Origin of the sequence: Companilactobacillus nodensis DSM 19682 = JCM 14932 = NBRC 107160 (assembly GCF_000615905.1) — a bacterium.
GTDB lineage: Bacteria > Bacillota > Bacilli > Lactobacillales > Lactobacillaceae > Companilactobacillus > Companilactobacillus nodensis.
This window is the reverse complement of the sequence record NZ_BAMN01000010.1, coordinates 1-23,561: the sequence shown is the minus strand read 5'-3', so window position 1 is coordinate 23,561 and position 23,561 is coordinate 1. Positions and strand designations below refer to the sequence as shown.

The 23,561-nt window shown below is 36.3% G+C and carries 22 protein-coding genes and 3 pseudogenes; 15 read left to right on the top strand and 10 right to left on the bottom strand.

Annotation, left to right across the window (positions count from 1 at the left end; all coding sequences use genetic code 11):
• Positions 1-12: 12 nt before the first annotated feature.
• From rpoD to JCM14932_RS08275, 9 genes are all read left to right on the top strand, one after another.
• Positions 13-1,134, top strand: coding sequence for an RNA polymerase sigma factor RpoD (gene rpoD, locus JCM14932_RS08315; RefSeq protein WP_025024469.1), 1,122 nt, complete (start codon positions 13-15; stop codon positions 1,132-1,134).
• A gap of 149 nt (positions 1,135-1,283) precedes the next feature.
• Positions 1,284-2,480: an SAM-dependent methyltransferase gene (locus tag JCM14932_RS08310; protein ID WP_025024468.1), complete on the top strand. Its 1,197-nt coding sequence runs from the start codon at positions 1,284-1,286 to the stop codon at positions 2,478-2,480.
• A gap of 8 nt (positions 2,481-2,488) precedes the next feature.
• Complete coding sequence (locus JCM14932_RS08305) at positions 2,489-3,178, top strand: tRNA (adenine(22)-N(1))-methyltransferase (protein WP_025024467.1); 690 nt, start codon at positions 2,489-2,491, stop codon at positions 3,176-3,178.
• On the top strand, positions 3,178-3,969 hold the full coding sequence (locus JCM14932_RS08300; protein WP_025024466.1) for a Nif3-like dinuclear metal center hexameric protein: 792 nt from the start codon (positions 3,178-3,180) through the stop codon (positions 3,967-3,969). The genes JCM14932_RS08305 and JCM14932_RS08300 overlap by 1 nt, the downstream gene beginning before the upstream one ends.
• A gap of 13 nt (positions 3,970-3,982) precedes the next feature.
• Positions 3,983-5,233: a peptidase T gene (gene pepT, locus JCM14932_RS08295; protein WP_025024465.1), complete on the top strand. Its 1,251-nt coding sequence runs from the start codon at positions 3,983-3,985 to the stop codon at positions 5,231-5,233.
• Positions 5,234-5,504: 271 nt separating this feature from the next.
• On the top strand, positions 5,505-6,305 hold the full coding sequence (locus tag JCM14932_RS08290; RefSeq protein WP_025024464.1) for an SLAP domain-containing protein: 801 nt from the start codon (positions 5,505-5,507) through the stop codon (positions 6,303-6,305).
• A 120-nt stretch (positions 6,306-6,425) separates the two neighbouring features.
• A complete protein-coding gene (locus JCM14932_RS08285; protein WP_025024463.1) occupies positions 6,426-7,796 on the top strand; it encodes a hypothetical protein in 1,371 nt (456 codons plus the stop codon).
• 83 nt (positions 7,797-7,879) lie between these two features.
• Positions 7,880-8,065 carry a 2-hydroxymuconate tautomerase gene (thmT, locus tag JCM14932_RS08280; RefSeq protein ID WP_025024462.1) on the top strand — a complete coding sequence of 62 codons (186 nt, stop codon included), beginning with the start codon at positions 7,880-7,882 and terminating at the stop codon, positions 8,063-8,065.
• A gap of 48 nt (positions 8,066-8,113) precedes the next feature.
• Positions 8,114-9,310, top strand: a complete 1,197-nt coding sequence (locus tag JCM14932_RS08275; protein ID WP_025024461.1) for a DUF2075 domain-containing protein — start codon at positions 8,114-8,116, stop codon at positions 9,308-9,310.
• A 58-nt stretch (positions 9,311-9,368) separates the two neighbouring features.
• On the opposite strand, the gene JCM14932_RS08270 is transcribed toward JCM14932_RS08275, so the two are convergent.
• Positions 9,369-11,921, bottom strand: coding sequence for an FtsX-like permease family protein (locus tag JCM14932_RS08270; RefSeq protein ID WP_025024460.1), 2,553 nt, complete (start codon positions 11,919-11,921; stop codon positions 9,369-9,371).
• Between the two features lie 8 nt (positions 11,922-11,929).
• A pseudogene (locus JCM14932_RS15035) lies at positions 11,930-12,630 on the bottom strand (ABC transporter ATP-binding protein).
• A gap of 114 nt (positions 12,631-12,744) precedes the next feature.
• On the opposite strand from JCM14932_RS15035, the gene JCM14932_RS08260 reads away from it, so the two are divergent.
• Positions 12,745-13,365: a TetR/AcrR family transcriptional regulator gene (locus JCM14932_RS08260; protein WP_025024459.1), complete on the top strand. Its 621-nt coding sequence runs from the start codon at positions 12,745-12,747 to the stop codon at positions 13,363-13,365.
• Here JCM14932_RS08260 and JCM14932_RS08255 read toward each other — a convergent pair.
• The 3 genes from JCM14932_RS08255 to lepB form a co-directional block, all read right to left on the bottom strand.
• The gene (locus tag JCM14932_RS08255; RefSeq protein WP_025024458.1) at positions 13,355-14,239 is read right to left on the bottom strand and encodes a helix-turn-helix domain-containing protein; all 885 of its coding nucleotides are present in this window, start codon (positions 14,237-14,239) and stop codon (positions 13,355-13,357) included. The genes JCM14932_RS08260 and JCM14932_RS08255 overlap by 11 nt on opposite strands.
• 298 nt (positions 14,240-14,537) lie before the next feature.
• Entirely contained in the window at positions 14,538-14,723 is a 186-nt protein-coding gene (locus tag JCM14932_RS08250) for an LBP_cg2779 family protein (protein WP_025024457.1), read from the bottom strand.
• Positions 14,724-14,785: 62 nt separating this feature from the next.
• Positions 14,786-15,448, bottom strand: a complete 663-nt coding sequence (lepB, locus tag JCM14932_RS08245) for a signal peptidase I (protein ID WP_025024456.1) — start codon at positions 15,446-15,448, stop codon at positions 14,786-14,788.
• A 154-nt stretch (positions 15,449-15,602) separates the two neighbouring features.
• Here lepB and JCM14932_RS08240 point away from each other — a divergent pair, with 154 nt between their 5' ends.
• From JCM14932_RS08240 to JCM14932_RS08225, 5 genes are all read left to right on the top strand, one after another.
• Positions 15,603-16,409, top strand: coding sequence for an acyltransferase (locus tag JCM14932_RS08240; protein WP_025024455.1), 807 nt, complete (start codon positions 15,603-15,605; stop codon positions 16,407-16,409).
• A 233-nt stretch (positions 16,410-16,642) separates the two neighbouring features.
• On the top strand, positions 16,643-17,404 hold the full coding sequence (locus JCM14932_RS08235) for a hypothetical protein (protein WP_025024454.1): 762 nt from the start codon (positions 16,643-16,645) through the stop codon (positions 17,402-17,404).
• Between the two features lie 97 nt (positions 17,405-17,501).
• Complete coding sequence (locus JCM14932_RS17185; protein WP_235700570.1) at positions 17,502-17,957, top strand: hypothetical protein; 456 nt, start codon at positions 17,502-17,504, stop codon at positions 17,955-17,957.
• Entirely contained in the window at positions 17,954-18,472 is a 519-nt protein-coding gene (locus tag JCM14932_RS17180; protein ID WP_235700569.1) for a hypothetical protein, read from the top strand. Before JCM14932_RS17185 ends, JCM14932_RS17180 begins: the two co-directional genes overlap by 4 nt.
• 7 nt (positions 18,473-18,479) lie before the next feature.
• Positions 18,480-19,832: an RsmF rRNA methyltransferase first C-terminal domain-containing protein gene (locus JCM14932_RS08225; RefSeq protein WP_025024453.1), complete on the top strand. Its 1,353-nt coding sequence runs from the start codon at positions 18,480-18,482 to the stop codon at positions 19,830-19,832.
• Here JCM14932_RS08225 and fni read toward each other — a convergent pair.
• The 5 genes and pseudogenes from fni to JCM14932_RS17170 all read right to left on the bottom strand — a co-directional run.
• Complete coding sequence (gene fni, locus JCM14932_RS08220; RefSeq protein ID WP_025024452.1) at positions 19,821-20,870, bottom strand: type 2 isopentenyl-diphosphate Delta-isomerase; 1,050 nt, start codon at positions 20,868-20,870, stop codon at positions 19,821-19,823. The genes JCM14932_RS08225 and fni overlap by 12 nt on opposite strands.
• Positions 20,863-21,941: pseudogene (locus JCM14932_RS15025) on the bottom strand (phosphomevalonate kinase). The gene fni and the pseudogene JCM14932_RS15025 overlap by 8 nt, the downstream one beginning before the upstream one ends.
• A gap of 25 nt (positions 21,942-21,966) precedes the next feature.
• Entirely contained in the window at positions 21,967-22,932 is a 966-nt protein-coding gene (mvaD, locus tag JCM14932_RS08210) for a diphosphomevalonate decarboxylase (protein WP_025024451.1), read from the bottom strand.
• On the bottom strand, positions 22,925-23,137 hold the full coding sequence (locus tag JCM14932_RS17175) for a hypothetical protein (RefSeq protein ID WP_268870367.1): 213 nt from the start codon (positions 23,135-23,137) through the stop codon (positions 22,925-22,927). Before JCM14932_RS17175 ends, mvaD begins: the two co-directional genes overlap by 8 nt.
• Before the next feature lie 213 nt (positions 23,138-23,350).
• Positions 23,351-23,561, bottom strand: a pseudogene (locus JCM14932_RS17170) (hypothetical protein); the annotation flags it as partial.

The following is a 23,561-nucleotide window of genomic DNA, read 5'->3' as shown; positions in this document are numbered from 1 at the left end:
GGAGGAAAATACATGGCAACTAAAAAAACAACAGTATCAAAAGAACTAAAAGCTGCAACAAAGAAACTTGTTAAGGATCTTAAAAAGACAGGTTCAATTACCGAAGATGATCTACAAGAAAAAATTATCAAACCTTACAAACTTAAGGGTGAAGCTCTAACTAACTTCATCAGTGAGCTTGAAGACCAAGGTATTGGTGTTGTTGACAAAAAGGGTAATCCAAGTAAGCTTTCTCTTTTGAAAGAAAAGAAGGAAGAAGAAAAGAGCTCTAAAAAGAAGAACGACACTACTGCACCAACAGATATCAAAGTTAATGATCCAGTACGTATGTATTTGAAGGAAATTGGCCGTGTTCCATTGCTTAATGCTCAACAAGAAGTTGATCTTGCTTTGAAGATCGAACAAGGTGATGAAGAAGCTAAACAAAGTCTAGCCGAAGCTAACCTTCGTTTGGTTGTTTCTATTGCTAAGAGATATGTTGGACGTGGTATGCAATTTCTTGATTTGATTCAAGAAGGTAACATGGGTCTAATGAAGGCAGTCGAAAAATTCGATTACCGTTTAGGATTTAAGTTTTCTACTTATGCAACATGGTGGATCAGACAGGCTATTACGCGTGCTATTGCTGACCAAGCCCGTACAATTCGTATCCCTGTACATATGGTCGAAACAATCAACAAGTTGATCCGTATTCAACGTCAATTACTTCAAGACCTTGGTCGTGAGCCATTGCCAGAAGAAATTGGTGCTGAAATGGACATGCCTACTGGTAAGGTCCGTGACATCTTGAAGATTGCTCAAGAACCTGTTTCATTGGAAACACCTATTGGTGAAGAGGACGACTCACACCTAGGTGACTTCATTGAAGATTCCGATGCTACAAGTCCTGAGGATCATGCTTCATATGAACTATTGAAGGAACAACTCGAAAACGTGTTGGATACTTTGACAGATCGTGAAGAAAACGTACTTCGTCTACGTTTTGGTCTTGATGATGGTAGAACTAGAACTTTGGAAGAAGTTGGTAAGGTATTTGGCGTTACTCGTGAACGTATTCGTCAAATCGAAGCCAAGGCTCTTAGAAAGCTCCGTCACCCTTCAAGATCTAAGCAATTGAAGGATTTCTTGGAATAAAACTCGATATTAATTATTAGAGAACAACAAACAAAATTGTTGTTCTCTTTTTATTACTTTTTTTCTGAAAATATAATACTTTACTGTTATGTTTTTTCAACATTTGCGTTACCATATAATATAGCTACATTTATGGAGGTTTCAAATTTATGTTAGATAAAAAGATTTACGATGAAATATTTTCTCATTCCTTTACTATTCCTATCAAGGTTGTTTATTGGGATGGCAAGGAAAAAACTTATGGTTCAGAAGGAAAGTCTGACATAACAATTAAGTTTAATACTAAGGTTCCAATTTCCGAGGTTGTTAAACATGCCACACTTACTTTAGGTGAAGCATACATGGATAAAGATATTGAAATTGAGGGTTCAATTCAAAAACTTATCATGAACGCCTATACTCAATCAGAGAGTTTTATGTCCAATGTTAAATTAAAGAAGTTCATTCCTAAGTTCAGTCATAGTGAAGAAAGTAACAAAAAAGAAATTCAAGAACACTATGATATCGGTAATGATTTCTACAAATTATGGCTTGATGATACTATGACTTATTCATGTGCATACTTCCGTACGCCAGAGGATACTTTGGAACAAGCTCAAATGAACAAGGTACATCATATCTTGAACAAGCTGAATACCAAACCAGGCGAGACTATCATTGATGTCGGCTGTGGCTGGGGTACTATGATGTTCACCGCTGCTAAAGAATACGGTATGAAAGCTAAAGGTGTAACGCTTAGTCAAGAACAATATGACTATGTTAACAACAAGATCCAAGAAGAAAACTTAAGTGACCAAATGGAAGTTATTCTTGAAGATTACCGTGAAATCGATGAAAAATTCGATCATGTTGTTTCTGTGGGTATGTTTGAACACGTTGGTGAAACTCACCTTGAAAACTACTTCAAGCAAATCAAGAACTTATTGAAGCCAAACGGTACTGCCTTGATCCATGGTATTACTGGTCAACACGAAGGCTTGGGCGTTGATCCATGGCTTGTTAAGTACATTTTCCCAGGTGGCTACATTCCTGATATTAAAGAAAATGTCGGTCATATTATGGATGCCAAGTTACAAATCGATGATATCGAACCATTACGTCGTCATTATCAAAAGACTGTTGAAATTTGGCACCGTAACTTCCTGAAGGTTGAAGACAAAGTTGAGGATATGTACGGCGAAAGATTTGTCCGTATGTGGGATATCTATCTACAAGCTTGTGCTGCATCATTTGAAAGTGGTAATATCGATGTAATTCAATTCTTACTTACAAACGGTCCTAGTGGATCATCATTACCTATGACACGTGAATACATGACAGACTTAGACAAGAAGACTGCAGAATAGAGGTTAATGTGACTTTACTATCAAAAAGATTACAAGCCGTTTACCAAATGGTAGACGCTGGAACTAGAGTGGCGGATATTGGTTCTGACCACGCATACTTACCAGTCGAACTGACTGAAACAGGAGTCATTAATTATGCGATTGCTGGGGAAGTTGCCGTGGGACCAATGTCTCGCTCCAAAGCTGACGTTGAGAAGTTTGGTTTAAGTGACAAAATCGATGTCCGTTTGGGTGATGGATTAGCTGTTATCAATGGTACTGATCAGATTGATACAGTTACTATCGCTGGAATGGGTGGTATTTTGATATGTGATATTTTGTCGCGTGCAACTGAAGAACAATTGGCGAACGTACAAACCTTGATCCTACAACCCAATATTGGCGAACCACTCGTTCGTCATTGGTTGATTGAACATGATTTTGAAATCATTGACGAAGATATTTTGTCAGAAGATCATCATGATTATGAGATTATCAAGGCACAAAAAAAGAACTCAGTTAATGATTTAACTGAAGCTCAATTTTTGATGGGTCCGATACTTATGTCCAAGAAGTCAGAAGCCTTTGTCAACAAATGGCAACGCAAGCTTAATGGTTATCAGAAGGCTGTTGCTAATATGCATAATGCTAAGCAAATTGACGAAGCAAAAATAAGTAAGATGCAACAATATATTAAGTATGTTGAGGAGATCTTATAATGGTTAAAGTTCAAGACGTTATCAATCAGGTAGAAGAATATGCACCACTATCAATCAAAATGGATGGTGATCCAACGGGATTCCAAATCGGTGATCGTAATCAAGAAGTTCATCGCATCATGACAACTTTAGATGTTAGACCTAAGGTCGTTCAAGAGGCAATCGACAAGAACATCGACTTGATCCTAGCTCATCATCCAATTATGTTCAGACCAGCTAAGAATCTTGACTTGAACTCAGCTCAAAACAAGATGTACGCTGATCTGTTGTCTCATAATATTGCTGTGAATGCATCACATACTAACATGGACAAAGCTCATGGTGGTATGAACGATTGGTTAATGGAAAAACTTGAACTTGAGAACGTCCATTATCTGGACCCCGATGACGATTATTCAATCGGTAGAGTAGGCGAGCTACCAGAAGCTATGGACTTGCTTGATTTTGCAAAAAAAGTTCGTGATGCTTATAACTTGCATAACCTTAGATATGTCAAATCTGAATTAGGACAACCTGTAAAAAAGGTTGCGTTGATCGGTGGAGATGCTGGAAAGTTTTATCCCGAAGTATTAAAATCTGGTGCTGATACATTTATTACTGGTGATGTCTATTATCATACTGCCCACGATATGATGTCAGCTGGATTGAACGTTGTTGATCCAGGACACCATATTGAAGCAATTTTTATCGAAAAAATGGCTAATTTACTTAATGATTGGAAAAATAGTAATCATTGGGACGTAGATATAGTACAATCAGAAGTAGATACAGAACCATATAATTTTATTTAGGGAGTGTGTGGAAATGGCAATTAAATACGAAAAATTAGTACCACGTTTCTTGGGTTATGTGAAAGAGAATACTCGTTCTGATGAGAATTCAAATACGATTCCTTCTACAGAAAGACAAACAGTCTTTTTGAACAAGTTAGCTGATGAGCTAAAAGAAATCGGTATGAGTGATGTAAAAATCAATCCGGTTAATTCATACTTGACCGCTGAACTTCCATCAAACTTAGATCATGATGTCCCAGTTCTTGGTTTAATTTCTCATGTTGATACTGCTGATTTTAATTCTGAAAACATCAAACCAAAGATTGTTGAGAATTACGATGGCAAGAGTGTTATTAAGCTTGACGATGATGGCAAGTATACACTTGATCCCGCAGTATTCTCATCACTAAAAAATTATGCTGGTCAAACACTTATTACAACTAGTGGTGACACTTTGTTAGGATCAGATGACAAGTCTGGTGTTACAGAGATCATCACTGCAATGGAATACTTGATCAATCACCCAGAAGTAAAGTACGGTAAGGTTAAGATTGGTCTTGGACCTGATGAAGAAATCGGTACAGGATCACTTAAGTTTGATGTTGACGACTTCGGTGCTGACTTCGCTTATACCGTTGATGGTGGTCCCGTTGGACAACTTGAATATGAAACATTCAGTGCTGCTAGTCTGAAAGTTTATATTACTGGTAAGGATGTTCACCCTGGTTCTGCTAAGGATATCATGATCAATGCAGTTAATATCGCAACTGAATTCCAAACAGCATTACCTGATGATGAAGTTCCTGAAAAGACTGATGGTCGTCAAGGATTCTTCCACTTGCTTGAATTGAAGGGTACTGTTGACAATGCCTATATGGATTATATTATTCGTGACTTTGATCGTGATGGTTTGGAAGCACGTAAGAACAAGGCAACTGAAATTGCCAAAGCTCTAAATGATAAGTATGGCGAAGGTACTGTCAGACTTGATATGCACGATGAATATTACAATATGATCGATGTTATCAAGGATCACATGGATGTTGTTAAGATTGCTGAAGAAGCATTGAAGAACTTAGGTATCACACCTGATGAAGAACCAGTTCGTGGTGGTACTGATGGTTCAACCATCTCATTCATGGGCTTACCAACACCTAACTTGTTTGCTGGTGGAGAGAATATGCACGGACGCTACGAATATGTAGCTGAAGAATCAATGGAAAAAGCTGTTGATGTTATCCTTGAAATTATTAAGTTGAATAATGATAGTAAAAATAATTAATCGTTTGAAGAGGTAATTGCTGTAACTAGGCAATTACCTCTTTTTTTGAAATGAGACTTCAATTTTATATTAGCTAGGTTTATACTTATTATATTAAAAAAATGGTATATACTGCCGGATGTAAATGTGATGAATGTGCATAACAAGTGTTGGTATTGACTGTGAAATAACAATAATACCGGCACTTTTTTTGTGGGGGTCAGTAGGCATTATTGCCACTAAATGTGTTTATATTTATCAGTTATATCATTAATTAATAGGGGGATTATTTATGAAATCATTATTAAGAAATTCATTAGTAGTGTCAGGACTAGCTCTAGCCGCATTTGCAACAAGTTCAGTTTTGTCAAAAGATGCTGAGGCATCAGGTGTAGCAACTACTAAGAACGTACCAGTTACATTTATTTATACCAAAGCTGGTAACCAGGTTAGAAACAGGGGATTGATGGCCAATACTCCATGGAGAGTTGGTAAAATTATTAATATTAATGGAGAGACTATGTACCAAGTTGCTACTAATGAGTATTTGAAGGCTAGTGATTCTACATTGTCTGGGAATACTGCAAGTACACCAACCAATCAGGATGGCGTGGTAACAATTAAAATTAATTATTTGAAACGTTCAACTAATACAAATAATTCATTTATTATCAAGTCAGAAACACGTCGCGTTAAATTGAATTCAACTGTAACAATTAATGCACTTAAGTTTGACGGATATACAGTTGTTCCAGGTGAGGAAACATGGACTGGGCCAGTTCAGTTTGACGGTGAAACATTTACTATTCCTTATACTAAAGATGGCGAAGGATCACAGGTCGCAAAAAATGGTATGGTAACAATTAGAATTGATTATTTGAAGCGTTCAACTAATACAAATGACAGTTACATAATAAAAACAGAAGCACGTAATGTCATGTTGAATTCTAATATTACAATTGATGCACCAAAACTAAGTGGTTATACGGTTGTTCCAGGAGAAGAGACTTGGACCGGACCAATTCAATTTGCTGGTGAAGTATTCACTATTCCATATACTAAAAATGGTGTGAATACCTTAAGTGCTAATTAGAGAGGATTATCATAAATTAAAAGAGCTCTATTCGAGTTAGAGCTCTTTTTCATGTTGTATTACGATTAATAAAGAGATTTTAAGGAACATAAAGACGCACTGAATTATTAAGGGGAAAGCATGAAACGATTAATTAGAATTTTTAGTGTTGTGTTGTTTTTTGGACTGATTTTAGCTGGATGTGGTAATAATTCTCAAAATACTGCTAGTTCTAACAACACAGAAAACGCAGTTAAAAAAATAGTTATTAAAGGCCATAATTTTAAAGGTACACATAATGGTGATGGATCTTCAAAAGACCCTGATTACAAGTATTCAATGTACTTTGACAAGGATGGCCATTTCGTTCAAGATATTATTAGTTCAAACGGATTTTCAGGAAGATTCACTGAACGAGGAACATATACCATTGCCAAGAATGGCGATATAACAATGAATATTGTCAGTGTTACTGAAGAAAGATTTGCCAGTGATTATGATTTGTCGAATGGTGAAGCTCCAATAAGTATTGTTCAAAGGGAAGGTAATACTTTGAATGCTGCGGAAGATCATGCTATTAAGATTAAGAATAAAGAAACGTATCTGCTGGGAACAGTTAATAATGTCAAACTTTATCCTACTGACAAGAAGACGGTTAATTATCGCAAGCATTATCAAAGTGAAATGAGTAAGTACAATAGTTCATATGGTAAGTTCTCTAATCATGGATTCACTTCTAATGGTATGGACACGCCAATGAACGCCATTGCTTTCAAGGGTAGCAATTTTATCTGGAGATATGGTTACCAAGATCCAAATAACAGTTCCAAAGATTCAGCCGTGATGGCAGTATTTGAAGGTACTTATTCGTATGATTCAAGCACACGAATTATGACGTTAAATGTATCTAGTCAATCGAATTCTTATTATGGTGATTTGATGAGCTTGGGTGGATTTGAATATCAAAAATCTGGTAAGCCATTAGCTGGTAAAACTCTTAAGTTGAAATATGTGAATAATACTTTGACGTTAGTTGGTAGTGGTTTTACTAGTTGGACAATGGAAGATAGCTATCCAAATGACGCTTCACAGAGCCAACCTAAGTATGATGACTATATCAGTAGTTATGCTGTTTCTACTTTTGATTCTCAGATGCATAAGGGATCTGAGAGTGATTCAAATGGTGGAAGTGTAAAAGAAGTATTTCCAACTAAAGAAGACTTTGTTGATTGGTTGACAGATTATTATCAAAAAGATGATGATACTTCTAACTTTCATGCAATGGAATCAGATGAAGGTGGAACACTTCCAGTTTTAGAAAGTTTTGGCGGAGAGAAAAAGAATGTACCAATGGTTTACAGAATATACTATTCGTTCGCTGAAGAAGGAAATGAAGTTAGTGACACAGGTAAAAACATCGGTATTACATCGTCTGGGAAAATATATAGTGGACATGACATAATGCTTGATGATGATTTAACTCAAGCATATTCTGATTATGCTAGTAACTAGTTTCAATTAACTTATTTGTTTCCAACGAATTATGAAAAGTATATAATTTAAACATATTAAATATCTATTAAAGGAGAATTATTATGCCATTAGTACACATCGACCTTATTGCCGGACGTAGTCCTGAACAATTAAAAGGTATGGTAAAGGACGTTACAGACGCTATTGTTAAAAACACTGGTGCACCTGCAGAACACGTTCATGTTGTTTTGAATGAAATGGAAAAGGAACACTACGCTGTTGGTGGTGTTTTGAAGAGTGACGAATAATTGATTTTTGGCACACCTCTGGGTGTGCTATTTTTGTTAGGAGATATTATGTTAGATTCAGTTTTACCAAATAAACATCTTACCGCTGAGCAGCAAGATGTTTTTAATGAGATTTTAGATTTTTGTCATACGAATTTGAAAAACAATACCAAAGGATTATTCCAATTAAACGGGGATGCCGGTACAGGCAAAAGTGTTATATTAACTCAGTTGTTCTTGAATATAGAAAGTGATTCCAAGCAGGATTCGACGGACAATTATTTTTTAGTAAATCATCCGGAGTTGCTAAAAGTCTATCAGGATAATGCAGGTGATTTTTCGGAACTACGTAAGAATAGGTTTTTACGTCCGACAACATTTATCAATCGAATGAATAAAGATAACAAAACTGCTGATGTGGTTGTGATCGATGAAGCTCATCTATTGTTGAGTGAGGCTGACCGATATAATAATTTTGAGCAGCACAACCAATTGGAAGAAATTATCAAATTGGCTAAGGTGGTTGTGATCGTTTATGATGAACGACAAGTTTTGAAGTTGAAGAGCTATTGGTCACAGCATGTGATCGATAATTTGGTTACACGATTCAAGCTGCAATACAAACTCGAAACTTTGCGTGTTCAGATGCGGATGCAGGCGCCTCGTTCAGTGATTAATTGGATCAATGACCTAACAAAGAGTTTAAAGCTTGATCCGATTGACTCTAAAAAAGTGGAATACCTTGATGGCTCTAATCAGAATTATGATTTTAGAATTTATCAAGATGCTGAAAAGATGTACCGGCAATTGTGTCATGACAATGATAAATACACAAAGTCTAGAATCGTCGCAACAGCAGATTATCCATCAACTTTGGATGGCAAAAAGCACTACGTTAATGAGGGTGACTTTCATTTACCTTGGGATCAGTATAATTATGACCGTGTAACTTGGGCTCAGAAAGACTCCACTATCAATGAGATAGGATCAATCTATACGGTTCAAGGATTTGATCTTAATTATGTGGCAGTGATCATTGGTCCATCGGTCGAATATGCAGGGGATGGTCGAATCAGGATAAACACTAATGCGTATGAAGATCAGGAAGCATTCAAGAAACGACACGAGAATGATATTGATAATATTGATGAGGCTAAGAAGACAATCATTCTTAATTCCATCAATGTATTATTGAAGCGTGGAGTTAGAGGCGTTTATGTTTATTTTCATGATTCTAGAATATACGATTATTTGAAGGAAAGCTGAAGCTTTCCTTTTTTGTTATTATAAGGTTACATAACTTAAATTATTCGAAGCTGGTCAATTAATCTACAGATTTCAATGCTCCAAGCATGTCGACTTTACTAATTTTACGAGCCATGAATATCATAACAATGATGGAGAAGGCAACCGTCATGATTCCTGAAAGGGTGAAGTTGGTCCAAAATAGTGTCATATCAGCCATGGCCGTTTCTGGTGGTAGAGTCTGCATGATGTAGTTGTGAAGCCAGCTTCCGCCTGCAAATCCGAAAATTATACCAAGTAAAGTTAGAATGAACGTCTCTCGATAAATGTACATGACTACTTCCATCGGATAGAATCCAAGAACTTTGATAGTTGATAACTCACGTATACGTTCGGAAACGTTGATATTCGTTAAAGTGAATAATACTACGAATGCTAATAGTGATGCCGCAACGATAATAATAAGAACTAAGTTATTTAAACCGTTTAGAATATTATTGATGGTTTCTTTGGCATCGTCAGATTGAACGACTGTTACAGATGCATGTTGTTTTGTTAATTGACGTGAAATGTTATCTATATTTTTGCCTGAACGATTGTTGAGTTTCATCATGATAGAATTATAGGTTAGCGATTCGTTGAAGATCTTTTGATAATAATTGGCGTTCATATAAATATTATGACCGGCGTACATTTCGGTGATTGCGGAAATTCTTAATCGATGTTTTTGGCCAGTAGAAGTTTTGATCGTTATTTTGTCTCCAACTGAGACATGCATTATTTTAGCAAGTTTTTGTGTGATAACTACGCCATCACTTGATAGTCTTATCTTATTGTGTGTGTTTGGATCACGGAGAGTGACGTATTTGCTAAATTGATTTTTGTCTTTTGGAACAATCAATGAAATCTGTTGATTATTGTTCATGGCAGAAGTTTTTGATGTAACATTCTCGTAGTAAATTGTAGTTTTACTGTTGATTCTTTTGATACCAGAAATCCTGTTCTTGTATGCATCAATGTTCTTGGTTGTATCAGTAGGATTGTACATTCCTATCAAATCATAATGAATAATGTCCTTGTATTGTGTAGTTACGATATTATTCAAAGAGTCCTTGATTCCAAATCCAGTTATTAGCAGAGCAGTACATCCCATGACACCAATAATGGTCATGCATGATTTGAATTTGTACCTAAACAAATTACGCAACGTAACTTTGTAATTGAATGATAATTTTTCCCAAATAAATGGTATGCGCTCCAATAGTATTTTGGAGCCAGTCTTTGGAGGTTTTGGAAGCATAAGTGTCGCTGGTTTCTCTTTAAGTGAGCTACCGGCAACGTAGACAGCTGGTAATACTGTACAAATAATAGTTATTACGAGTGAAATAATGATCCACTTCCAAGATACTGGAGTTTGGAAATTAGGGATTACGAAGTTTGCCGCATAGGCAGCAAATATTTTTTTAGGTAAGAAAGTAGTACCAAACCAGGCACCAATTGATGTACCAATGATACTGGCAAGCAGTCCATACGATAAAAATACTTTCATAGTGTCATATTTCGTATACCCTAATGCACGAAGAGTTCCTAATTCGATACGTTTTTCTTCTCCCATGCGAGACATTGTGAGTAGAACTACTAAAATAGCCACGGCAAAGAAGATGATGGGAAATGTATTCGAAAGTACATCGATTCTTTTGGCGTCTTCGCCGAATTGATTGTATCCCGCATTGTAATCATTTCTTGATTGAATTTGATATTTTAGTGCATTGGTCTTTGTACTAACTCGTGTCTTTTCCTTTGTGATTATTAAAGTGGCCTTGTCGCCGTACATTTTTTGTAAGATCGGTAATTGTGTATCAATTTTTGTATAGGACTTATCAATAATTTTCTGTTTACGGTTTTCGACGAGTTTTTGAATTTTAGATTCAGAATTTGCGACGTTCTGTTCGACTTGTTTCTCGTAGCGATCAGAATAGCTAGAACCTTTAAGATTGTCATAATTGATCAAGGCCGTAGTAGGGGTATCGGAGGTAAATGCTGACTTCGATACAACTGCGTAGGTATCTATTTGTCCAGTTCCGACTGATGTTGTTCCTAAATTCTGTTTGAGTAGATAATCGGACGAGGTAACGAAACCAACAATTTTATATTTAGAGTTTTTGAATCCAGAAATATTTTTATTACTTTTATTCTTCAAACTTATGTAATCGCCAATTTTATATTTACCATGTTCAGTTTTGCTTAAGGCGATTTCATTTGACCTTTTGGGTAGTTTGCCGGAAGTCACCTGGTAAGTCGATAGTTGAGAAGTCTTCGCTTGAACTCTAATGCTCGTGTTAGAACCGGCAATTAATCCATCAAGACTCTTGGTAAATTCAATGGTCTTGACGTGATCAAGATTTTTTAGTTTTTTCTGATTAGAGACTGAAATATCAGCATTACTTTTAACAACTGCATCTGCCATTTTATGTGATTCGTAATAATGGCTGGCAGTTGATCGCATGTCATTACCGGTTACCTTCAGACCAATTAAAATGAACACACCTAAAGAGAGTAGGGTAGTAATTGATACAAATCGTGCAATCGAAAATTTGAACTCTCTGAAAATATTCTTGTTTAAAGTTTTCATATTATTGCCTACCATTCGATATATTCCACAGGTGTTGGATTTGGATTAATTTGATCGAGTTTTACTTTACCGTCACCAATTTCAATTATGTGATCAGCCATTGGTTTGATCATTCCATTGTGGGTAACGATGATGACATTTTTCCTGGTACTATGACAAAAGTTTTGTAGCAGCTGCAGAATATTCTTACCAGTTTTATAATCCAAAGCTCCTGTAGGTTCATCACAGAGCAATAGATCAGGTTTTTTGGCGATGGCTCTTGCTATTGATACACGCTGTTGTTCTCCACCTGATAGTTCAGCAGGAAAGTTGTTGAGACGGTCCCCTAATCCAACACTGTGCATGGTACCAATCGGATCTAATCCGTTAGGAACGATTTGTTCAGCAAGCTCAACGTTTTCTAACGCAGTTAGATTAGGAATTAGATTATAAAATTGAAAGACAAAGCCCACTCCTTTACGTCTATAGGTAGTCATTTGTTTATCGTTATAGTTAGAGATGTCACGCCCATTAACGATTACTTGACCTTCTGAATTGGAATCCATACCTCCCAATATATTTAATAGAGTGGATTTACCAGCACCAGATGCTCCAACAATAACTGTTAATTCACCTTTGTTTAGATTAAACTGACGTTGTTGTTAGCGTAAAACTTAGTATTATTGTTGTTGTAAATTTTAGAACTGTGTTTAACTTCAATGTATGACATGTTATAATCTCCTTAAATAGACAATGTGTCGATTAGTGAAGATACTAAGTTATATGCAGTATTATAACAGCCATCAATAAACAACTATGTGTTGTATTAGTGAGGAGAAAACTTATGGAAAGATTAACCAAGACTGATGAGAAAATAAAAAAAGCCTTCATCGAATTAATGAAGGCTAAGGGGTTTGAACATTTAACTGTAATTGATATCACTACAAAAGCAAAAATAAATCGTAGTACTTTCTATGCTCACTATGAAGATAAATACGCATTAGAAAAACATTTTGAAGATGTAATTTTAAATGAATTAAGTGACCAATTAAATAATAATTTGGATTCAACTATGAAGTATCAGGATGTCAGTCAGGGTGTTAAGCCGTACCCTGTGATAGATACGATTATCGGATACATTGATTCTGAGTTCGAGTTGATCAAAGTCTTGATGAAGAGTAGCGGAACGACGTTTGAGAGCCGCGTTAAAGATGTCCTGTATCAGGTGGTCAATCATGGATTGTATTTGACAAAGGGAAATGACAAGATGGTCGATCAAATTCCAAATGACTATGCTTATGAGATAGTGGTGTCAGGAATACTTGATACAATGAAATTTTGGCTGTTTAAGGATAAGCCAGAAAATAAAGAGGTAATTATCGACATTATTATGAAAACACGTTATCTGAGTCCGTATGATCTTCTGGGAGTGGATAATCAATTCGGTAAGACAATCAGGGTTTAATTTTTAACTCGTTTATATTGTGATGACTCATCAGTAGCTTTATTTTATCAAGCAATGGTTGATTGTCATTGTAGTCTGCGAAGGCAATTGAAGTGGTTAATGCATGACTGAGTCGATTGTAATCGATGGGATTGCTGCTGAGTGCATTTTGAGCGGCGTTAAAGTATAAAACATCAGTGAACTTACCAGTAAAATATTTGTCAAACTTATGCAACCCAATTTTAATTAGATAATTACTGCGTTCATAATTTTTATTGTCAGTATACCAAGAGGCCATTTTGGTGATCATCGATCGATAGTAATAGAATTCATTACTTGAATTTATTACAAGACTATTGATATTTGAATATGTTAAATCATAATAATATTCGGTTTTAACACTTTGATTTTTATCCAAGTAAACAGTCCCTAATTCTGAATATAAAACAGTTCCCCAGAATGTTTTACGGTTCTGAAGTATTTCTAATGAATAGTTCAGTTGAAAAACAGCCTCATCGTAATCTTGATTTGATTTTGAAATTAATGCCAATAAAAAATGTAGATGTGCTTTTTCCAAAGAGGGAAGGGCACTTTCTTTTATTTCGGTTATTGTCTCATTAACGATATCCATTTTTTTGTCCTGAATAGCTTGATCCATTACTTGGAATTTATCCAAGTATAAATTGCTGGATGGCAAAGATGCAAACTCAGAGAAGACATTATCCAAAGTGAGATGTAACTTTTGACATATAGAAATAAGTACCGTAGTTGAAGGTGAGATATTTTGATTTTCTATCTTACTGATGATGGCTTGAGTGCAAATTCCGTCGGCTAATTCTGCCTGACTGAGATTTAGTTTTTTACGTTGATCCTGAATGATTTTGCCTAAAAGCATATTTAAGTACCCCGTAATAATCGTATTAGTAATAATATGTGAAACTATATTTACTATATATTACCTATAGTAATATTATATAGGTAATTTTACTAGTAATTCATTTTATATCATAAGCTTGAATATGCTAAAAAGATCGTAACGCCCTAATAAACAGGTTTACTAAAAGTTCATTACAAGATGGTGATCCATCTTTTGAGGAGCGTAGTTCAACGATACACATGTAATCAAATGAATAACAGGCAACTGAAAAAAGCCAAAAAAATAACGAGTCCGAAGACTCGTTATAGATGAAATTTTATTGATGCAATTTAATATATTCTAAGATGATTTTCTTCTCATCTGCTGTGGCTTCGTAATCACCAGATTTGAGATTATGAATTCGCTCAACCGATAGGTGACTTTCAAAAGCAAATTGAGTGTCATTCATATCCTTGCTACGTTCAAATTGAATAATTGATTCAGCTATACTTGGTTTGTCCATAAATAAATAACCTCCGATAAGTCCATCATATCATTTAAGACTTAATTTATTGAGTATATTTTTTAAAATGTTGACCATCTAGTGATTGGCCAGTAACGCCACTTAACTTCACCAACGATTGCTTTTTTGTTGATAAAGCCAATAATACGACTATCTTTGGAAACAGTTCTGTGATCTCCCATGACGAAGTAAGAACCAGCAGGTACTTTGTTTGTTTCTTTGATCTTATTCAAAGTAGAAGTGCTGTATCTCTGTTGCCACTCAGGAGCGGTCTTGGCTAATTGGCTCAAAGTGAAGTTGTATGTATAACTGTATGCTCGACCAGCATAGATACTTGTATCAGGTTCTTTTTTCTTAGAACCAGCATCTAGGAAACTCTCATCAAGTTTCTTACCGTTAACGTACATCTTGTTATTCTTTGAAGTAACAGTATCGCCAGGCAGACCGATGATTCTCTTAATATAAAAAGAACCAGGTTCATCAGGTGCTTTTAGTACAACGACATCCCCACGTTGCAAGTTAGTGTGTCGAACGGCGATTAATTTTTCGCCATTTTCAAACGTCGGTTGCATTGATGGTCCTGAAACCTTATCATTTGAAAACACAAACTGCATCAATAGGAAAAACACTGCATAAATCGCGACCGTCAAAGCAATGGTCTGCAGCCAAAACTTCCAGCCGCTTTCTTCTTGTTCCGGCTTTCGTCTTGTATTATTTCTATTCATAATTCACCTCATACATGTACTAACTAGAATATTACACTTTTTCAGAATTATTGGAAATAAATGTGTAGTTTTCAGATGATTTTTTAACAAATTGTCTAGCAAACATATTGTATAATTAAAAAAGTCATATTTTTGTAATAGGAGGTGGAAACTTTTGCGAAGCCGAATCACTTACTGGGATCTAATTAGAGTGGTTGCCATGTTAGGCGTTGTTATGAATCACGCAACGGCAAATGCTTTAGCCAAAATGCCAACGACTGAAAATTGGAATTTGGCAAGTTTGATGATCTGCATCGTAACCCCAGCCGTACCGCTTTTCTTCATGCTTAGTGGGGCTACTATATTAAATAGTTATAAAACGGCCAGTGTTGGTTATTTGTTTAAGCATCGCTTGATTAGAGTTGTTGTACCTTTTATACTCTGGTCATTGATCACCATGATATTTTTCCAGTTGATGGACTCCAAGTTGGACTGGAATGTTGTCGGTAAGTCCATGAGAATGATTATTCATAAGCCGACATTAGAAGCATATTGGTTCATGTATCCGTTGATTGGATTTTACTTATTGTCACCAATACTCAAGTCGATGATTGATCATATTGATTTGAAAATTTTAGATTATGCAATTATTTTATGGTTAGTAACGAACTTTTTAATACCAACATTATCACATGCGTTACCTAATCCGTACGGAAGAATGCTAGATGTATACGAAATGGGCAGCCTAATGTTTTTGTCCAAATCCTTAGGGTATTTTTTACTTGGTTATCGATTATCTTTAGTAAAGAAGGATCCAATCACACCGCTTAATAATGTTTTATTCAGTTTCTTTATATTGGTAATAATGATATTTATAAATTATTTAAATTATGAATACAAAAATATTGATATTCCTATTATTGGATACGCACCGGCAATCTTGACACCAATTCTTGCAAGCTTTAATTTTTTGTTTTTTTAAGCAAATTGGTGGCACCGCTTCTCATAAAGAGTCTAGAATATTAGCATATATAGCACCGTTAGCATATGGAGTCTACTTAGTTCATGGAATCGGTATTAGAATTGCTCAGGAGTTTGTTCATGATAGTGATTTTATATCAGTCTTTGGCATTGCTACGATTTTTTCTCTGGTACTGATTTGGTTCTTGAGCAGGATTCCATTAATAAATAAACTTTTAACTTGAGGAAGATAATATGACATATATCGAGAATTTACGTGACGACACAAAGGCTTTACCACATGGTGAAGTTTTTGATGCCAGAATTAATTTTATGGAACATGCCTGCCAGGCACTCGAAGCAGGGGATGTTCCCAAATACCACTTTCCTCAATTTCAATTGAATGAGAAAGAAATCAGCTATTACATGGAGCACAACATTAGCTTGGATGAGATTGCTTTTCAATCAATGTCCGCTGATCTCAACACATTTGACCATGACTTAGGTGAATTCAGAACTTATCTCCAAACACGATTTGGATATTGGGCAACTATCACTAAGGACTTTATGAAAGTTTGGTCAGATGAATTGGGTGATGCCAAGTATTTGGAAATCATGGCAGGCAATGGGTACATCTCAAAAGAGCTGCAGTCATTAGGCAAACAATCTATCTGTACTGATGATAAGAGTTGGTCAAAGCAAAGCAAAACTGGACATGAGCCGTTAGTTGAGACTGAAAGTTTGGATGCCTTAGCTGCAATTGACAAGTACCAAGCCGATGTTGACTACGTTGTACTCGCTTGGAGTCCTGATCGGGATGATATTGATTATGAAGTCCTAAAGAGAATTCGTAAGTATGGTTTGATGCTGATCTGTATTGGTGAAAAGTATGGTGCAACTAACAGTAAAGAATTCTGGGATAATGCTGAATACGTTGATTCAGCCGCAATTGATAAGTTGAACCAAATATATTCTCGATATGATTTAGTACATGATGCAGTTTATTTGATAAAATAACAGGAACACTCGGTCACCAAAATGACTGAGTGTTTTTTATGCTAGTAGTGTAAAATAAGATATCAGATACAAAACGTGTAAATATGGGTGAGTATTAATGAAAAAAATTATTTCTAGTATCATTATTTTGATAGTGGTTCTATTGACTGGCGTATCGATCTCTAAGAGTGATTCCATCAAATATAACAATACAATGAATCGACTTGGTATGAGCGATGGTGCTGTTGTCTTGAAGACACACTCCAAGAAGTCTTTGGTTACTGCTGTTAAAGATTTGGATAAGCAAAAGTTGTCCAGTTATCAAATTATCTTTTTTGATAAAGATAATAGTGATTTTGGCTACATATATAGTCATAAAAAAGCCAATAAGATTCCTGTAACCTCAGGAAGATACTTCTCGCAGAGTGACTTTTCATCACAGATTCCCTTTGCGTTCAAGGAAAAAATTCTGATATTGAAAGCTACAAGCCGCAGAGTCAGGAGTACATTAAAGTTGGCAAACGTTATGTCTCAGTTATTGGTAATATCGGATTCAATGGTGCTGATATTTTGAATAGTCAAACATTAGTTTCACTTTCACCAAATCAGCCACAGATAAAAACCAAGTTATCTGGTGTGATAGCCGTCTTGGATGGTCGAGCATTGAACTCTAAGGAAAGCTATTCAACGATTAAGAAAACACTGCATGTGACTGGATCGTACAAATACAGTCCTCAGAGCGATGACTTCAGTAGTGTACAAACCAATAATAATGGCGAATTGTATATGGTCGGAATTATTTTGCTATTTGCTTTAGCGATTGCAATGGAATTCTATATCTTGGTACCATTACGTTTTGATTTGACGAGATCGCATTTAACCGGTGATCTGAAGAATAACTATCGTAATGGACTATTGTTGAGATATTTAATTTATACATTGGTCCCATATGCGATCGGTTATGCATTCGTCAGTTGGCGCATCGTAATTATTAGTCATCATACATTCAACATGTTCATGACTAGTTCGGTATTGATTGCCGTGTTAATTGGTTTATATCAAATATTCTTTGTAAAAAAGGTGGAGTAACAGATTTATGAACGTTGAGTTAAGTACAGATTTTAAAGATAAATATCGTAAATTAATGGGTGAGCGTGCGGATAAGTTTTTCGCAGCAATTGAGACAGACAGTCGTAATTCTTTTCGTATCAATCCTTTAAAACCAAATTATAAGAACGTTAATGTTGATCTGAGTGAACCTATTCCGTACAGCGATGTTGGCTACTATGGTGATATTGACGGTAATTCGATCGATCATCAAGCCGGATATTTGTACAGTCAAGAACCAAGTGCAATGTATGTTGCGGAAGTGTTGGATCCACAAAAGACTGACAAGGTTTTGGATCTCTGCGCGGCACCTGGAAGTAAATCAACTTATATTGCTACCAAAATGGACTCACAAGGACTTTTGGTCACCAATGAAATAAACAACAAGCGTGCACGTATTCTTTCGTCTAACATCGAAAGAATGGGTATTACTAATGCGGTGGTCACCAATAATTCGCCAAAGGATTTTGAAAAAAAATTCGAAGGTTATTTTGATCGTATATTAGTCGATGCTCCATGCTCTGGTGAAGGGATGTTTCGTAAGGATCCTGAGTCGGTTAAGTATTGGTCATTAGATTATGTCGAACAATGTGCTAACCGTCAGCGACATATCCTTGACTCAGCGTTCAATTTATTGAAGCCGGGTGGTACCTTGGTTTATTCGACTTGTACATTCTCACCAGAAGAGAATGAAGAGAATATAGATCACTTTTTGAGTCAGCATGAAGAGATGTCGCTGTCTGAAATCAAAAAATACCCTGGTATGGAAGATGGCAAACCAGAGTGGGGGAATGACAATCAAGAATTGACCAAGGCATTGAGAATGTTTCCTGATGAATTCGAAGGTGAAGGACATTTCATGTGCAAGATGACTAAGTCTGGAGCAGCCGCTAAGAATCGTGAGAAAAACGTTTCAACTGGTATTGGTAAAGAAGAAGTCAAATTGCTGGATAAGTTTGCTAAAGCTAACTTGATAGATCTTGCTGAGAATAATTGGTTCAAGGTCAGTGACTTCTTGTATCAAGCAGCTAGCTTGGATAACCGTTTCAAGTCATTACATGTATTGCGCAATGGATTGAAACTCGGCGAATTCAAAAAAAATAGGTTCGAGCCTGATATCGCATGGATATTGGCAATCGAACCTACTAAGTTAAAAGCTATCTATAAATTAAATGATGATCAATTTGAAACTTACATGTATGGTGAATCGATCATCTTAACCGACAAACCTGAGTTTGACAACAAATGGATCGGTCTGAGTTATCAAGACAAGCTATTCAGCTGGGGCAGATACAGTAACAATCAAATCAAAAACGTTTATCCAAAGGGGTTAAGAAGGTAATTCAATCTTTCTTTGTTTAGCGTAATTAACTAAGTTCTCATCAAAAATGATGGGAGCTTTTTTGATTTCATCGATATTCTTGGCACCAAGTAGTGCCATAATAATCTGAATTTGTTTAGCAAAGCTTTCAAAAAACAATGTGGCTTCAGCAAGAGAATACTTTTGCAGATGATGTAACACTAGTCCAGACATACCAACAGCACTAGCACCCATTCTAAGAGCTTTGACAACGTCCATTGGTGTTCGAATACCACCAGAGGCAAAAATCGTTACATTGTCCATATGAGGCTGTGCTTCGATCAATGATTCGACAGTCGACATTGAGAATTGATCCAAGTAAGTTAAATCGATCTCGTGGTTTCTTGCGGATTCGATCTGAGCAAAGTCAGTACCACCGAAACCAGAAATATCAATATACTTCACACCGACATCGATCAACTTTTGCATAGTATCTTTTGAAATACCGAAGCCAACTTCCTTAACGACAACTGGAACGTTGATCTTTTCAACGATTTCTTTAATGTTATCTAACCAGAAAAATGATTTGTCGCCTTCAGGCATAGCCAGTTCTTGAATGACATTCAAATGAACTTGCAAGGCATTGGCGTGAAGTAAGTCGATTGCTTGTTGTGCTTGTGCAGCATTAGCTTTTGCGGACACATTAGCGATAACGAAGCCGTCGGGATTGTATTCGCGCAATGGTGTGAACGTATCTTTTGTTTCAGGTATGCGTAAATAAACGCCCATTGAACCACTTGATACAGGGATATCCAATTTTTTAGCAAGTTGAGCTAAGTTCATATTAAAACGGGCGGATTGTTTAGATCCGCCTGTGATTGCATTGAAATAAAATGGAAGACTGAATTTATTCCCCAAAATGTCAGTACTCAAATCAATATCACGATAATTCAATTCGGGTACAGCATCATGAAGTAATCTTATGCTATCGAAGTCAGCATATGATTCATCAGTAAAATACTTTTCTGCCAAAAATAAATGTTCAACTTTACGTTGAATTTGTTCGTCCTGTTTAGGCATTAGCGATTATTTCTCCAATTTTTAAGGATAGGGGAGTAATTCCAACTTTTTCCCATTCTTGTTTTAATTTTTCTAGTTTGAGGTTGTGATCACTGATGACAATTCCACAATCTCCGCCACCGGCACCGGATGTTTTAGCAGCACCACCAAGTTTTTCGGCAATGTCACACAACTGTGTCAGCATCTCTGTTTCGATATGAACATCACTGAACTCAGCCAGGTCAGCTAAGAGGGTGCGATACTTACTGATCATTTCTTTGATCATTTCTGAATTACTGTTACGGAAGCCCTCGATTAAGTTTTCAACGTTTTGTCGGCTAGACTTCAAAAAGTTTGATATTTATCAACCTTTTGAGCCTTAGTCAAGGCAATACGATCAACTAGAATTGATGTTGAAGCAGGACTTCCTGTCCAACCGACAGTTAATTCTAGGTCACTTGGCAATGTTAGTGTTTCAATCTTTAATTCAGGCCAGTTCAATTCTAATAATTTAGTTAAACTGTGATTTTTGATCATGTTGAAGACCCAGTTACGATCAGGTGATTTGTACGCTACGATGCCACCAAAGGCACTTGCAGCAATGTCTCCAAGGCTACCATTGCCTTGAACGGACAGGTGGGCGATAGCTGACAGTTTATAGACATCCATGGCAGACAAATCGAGATGGTAGAAGTCACCAAGGGTTTTAACAACCGCCACTGTAACGGCAGCTGATGAACCGAGGCCATACTTTTTACCATCTTTTGAGTCAAGTTCACTAGTTACTAATAGGTCGTAGTAAGCGAGCTTAACGTTTTTTTCGAGTGCATATTTTTCGACAAAATTAATGGCCGCCAAGATGTATTGAAGTTGACTTTCAGTATCGTCAAAAACAAGTTCCGTTCCTTGCCGGTCCCAATGGATAAGTTCTTTATTGAGGTTCTTTGATTGAATGGTTCCACCATTCAACGATTTAGTTATGTGAGCAGTCACATATTGGTTTACTGATGCGATTATAGCAGGGAAGCCAGTTTCAACAACGGCGTATTCTCCTGCTAAATATAATTTTCCAGGTGCTTTTCCCGTAGACAAAATATCATACCTTTCAATATAAATATCAGATGTATTGTATACCATTACCAATGTTTGCGACAACTGTGGTGACAGCGGGCAAGTTATCTTTGATGTACTTTTGGACAACTGGAGTTGATTCTTTAGTACAAATAATTTTTACATTTGGCCCAGCATCAATGGTTACGTAGGCGAAGACACCTTGATTGCGCAGAGATTTTACAAGTTGTATAACTTGGATCGTCTCTGGTGCAAAGTACGTAAATGATGGATCAGCCGAAAGTGTCAATGCGTGCATACTCATGGCATTGTGTTCTGATAACTCACCGATTTTTTGAACATCTTTTTGAGCAATTGCTTGCTTAATTTCGTGTATCTCCGAAGACACTAGTGTAACCCAATTATCATAAAAAGGGGAGGTTTTTACGCTACTTTCCATTCCATTAGTGCTAGAAACCTTTTTAGCATCTTGATTGATGACAACAGATAATAATGATAAATCAATATCGGGGTGTTCATCAATAGGTACGGCATAAGAAGTGTCATTGCTTGTGCCTGAAATCCACTCGACAAAGCCACCATAAATTGAGCGAGAAGCTGATCCAGAGCCATTTCTAGCCAGAATCGACAATTCTCTATCACTCAAATTTAATTTCATAGTTTGGTTCAATGAGGCAGCTAGAGCCGCAAAACCAGATGCTGACGAAGCAAATCCGGCAGAGGTCGGGACATGATTGACTGTTTCAACAATAAAATGTTCGTTAAAATCAAAATATTTTCTAGCAAAGTCTAAGTACTTAACGATCCGTTGACTATGAGCATCATCTAATAACTCGTTGTTAAGACGGATCTGGTCTTTGTCACTATCGATTATTTCAGACTTAGTATCAGTATAAAAACGATCTAATGTCAAAGAAAGACTGTTAGTATAGGGCAGCTTAAGTTGTTTATTCTTTTTTCCCCAGTACTTAATTAATGCAATATTTGTATAAGCTCGAGCTGTTTTAGTCACCATCTGATTCCTCCGCATAAATAGAAAGTGGTTGAAGCCATGTTTGTTCAGCACCTGATTTAATCAGTGCCTTTTGAATCATTTCCGCGTTCGTCAAGTTTCTGGCCAGACTAATAATACATCCGCCACGACCGCCACCGGTGATCTTACTGCCAAGAGCTTCGGCATTGTTGGCTGATTCAATTAACTTGTCTGTCTTAGGAATTGCGAGATTTAATCGCGATAGTAAATTATTGCTTCACTAAAAGTTTGCCTAATTCTTTTAAACGATTGCCGCTCAATTCTAGACTGGTTTTTTTAGTACATTGACCCAGTTGCTTGAGAATATTACCAATTTCGTTGGGATCTTTGTCATACATTTTTTTTACGTCAGAAACAGTTTCTTTGGTTTTACCTTTAACACCTGAATCAGCGATGACTAAGAATCCATCTGTTTTGAAAGTAAAGTAATCGACAGGGTCCTTTTTGCTGAATTGACTGGTGCGTTTGAAATAACTGTTAGAGCATCTAAACCAGATGCTTTACCATGTGTGACCGTTTCAGATTTGTTTACGTAATTTACTAATGTATCGTGATCGAGAGGGTTATTAAAGAAGTTGAAGAAGGCTCTCGTAATTGCTGTACCAATG